Genomic DNA, 1,526 nt, shown 5'->3' with positions numbered 1-1,526 from the left:
CCCGGCCGCCCAAACCTCGCGGTGAAGGACGCAAGCCAGGGAAGCGGACCGTCATCGCCCTGGGCGCGGTGGCGGTCGCCGTCGCTGGTACCGGCATCGTCGCCACCCTCGGCAGTGGGGAAGGCGATCAGGCCCCTGCCACCGACACAGTCACGACAGAAGCGCTCGGCCCCACCGACGAAAACGGCCTACCGATCCTCAAACTCCCCGATGCCGAACCTTCCGAGACGCCCACAACAGCACCGGCCGAAGAAGCTTGCCGCAGCGACCGGGGCGACCAGGAGAGCGGCGCAGACGTAATAGCGGCGTTCAACTACGCCTACTACGTCGAACGCAACGCAGCAGCAGCCAGAGCGCTCGCTACCCCCAGTTCCACAGTCCAGCCAGTCCCGGACCTGCAAAAAACGATCGACCAAGTCCCCGCCGGAACCGCGCACTGCGTCAAATCCATCGCCCTCTCCGAAGGGGTGTACCTCGTGGACCTCTCACTGAACGCACCCGATCAGCCCGCCAAACGCGGCACCCTCACGGTGACCACCCAAAAGATCGACAACCGCTGGTACGTCGACGCCTTCAAAGACTGACGAGCACGCCGACGCCGACCGATGTGGACGACACCGAGGAGCAACCCCATGAAGCTCAATCCGTTCAGAACCACGAAAACTGCTGTCCGCCAAAAGAATCTTCATCCCACAGACCTCTGGGACCTCTCCCTGTCCCGATTCACGACTAGAACGCACGCACTGGTCATCGGCCCGAACCCCGCAAACAGGGCCCAGGCCATCGCGAGCCTTCTTCGCCGCGCCCACTCGCGGGACTTCCCCGCAATCGTGATCTCCCCGGTAGAAGCCGACACCGACCACCGTTTCGGCGCATTCACGACCGTCACCGACGCCCTCGCCGCCGCGCAACTGTTGCGATCACTGCACTCCGAAATGCAGGCCCGCTGGCGCCACCTGGAAATCACGAAAGCCGCTCGCAGAGACGTGATTCCGGCGTTGATCGTGGCCGTCGACGGATTCGACGCCCTCACCCGCCGATGGGACGAGATCGCCGCCGAGGGAGAGAAGAGTGCACAGGAGTTACTCAAAGCCCTGAACCCGATCGATGCGTGCCGAGAACTGCTCATACTCGCCAGCAGCAGCGGGATCATCGTCGTGATCGGCGCTGCTCGGAACGAAGCGATCGAAATATCTTTCGGACGAGAAGAAATCGTGAACGCCTTCGGAACACGCATCGGCCTGCCGGGACTCTCACCCGACGACGCTCACACGCTGATGGGAGCGCACATCGCCGAAGCCGACAAGGCACTCGGACCAATAGAAGGCTTCGTGATCGACGGCTCCGAGATCAGTCAAGCGCCGTACGTCCCGAACGATGCGCCCGGCCTCGCCGCCGCACCCACACCGGCATTCACCGCCTTCTCCGATACCTTCGCCCGTTTTCTCGCCGACAACCACATCCCGGACGTGGTCGACATGACCTGATCCGCCGCAGCAGCGCCCGACCCCGACCCTCCCCGCCTC

Annotated in this window: 2 protein-coding genes; both read left to right on the top strand. The window is 64.0% G+C overall.

The window, feature by feature from the left end; translation table 11 throughout:
* Positions 1–68: 68 nt before the first annotated feature.
* Positions 69–584, top strand: a complete 516-nt coding sequence (locus tag G8767_RS35130; protein WP_346843071.1) for a hypothetical protein — start codon at positions 69–71, stop codon at positions 582–584.
* 48 nt (positions 585–632) lie between these two features.
* Entirely contained in the window at positions 633–1,487 is an 855-nt protein-coding gene (locus tag G8767_RS35125; protein ID WP_047269870.1) for a hypothetical protein, read from the top strand.
* Positions 1,488–1,526 lie beyond the last annotated feature (39 nt).

The sequence above is a fragment of the Rhodococcus sp. IC4_135 genome (assembly GCF_011602025.1).
Classification (GTDB): Bacteria; Actinomycetota; Actinomycetes; order Mycobacteriales; family Mycobacteriaceae; genus Rhodococcus_F; species Rhodococcus_F baikonurensis.
The sequence above is the reverse complement of the archived record's forward strand: the minus strand, read 5'-3'. Positions and strand labels throughout refer to the sequence as shown.

What these genes read in the sequence shown, in the direction of transcription:
- G8767_RS35125 (WP_047269870.1), top strand. Translation starts at nt 633, where the DNA reads ATGAAGCTCAATCCGTTCAGAACCACGAAAACTGCTGTCCGCCAAAAG.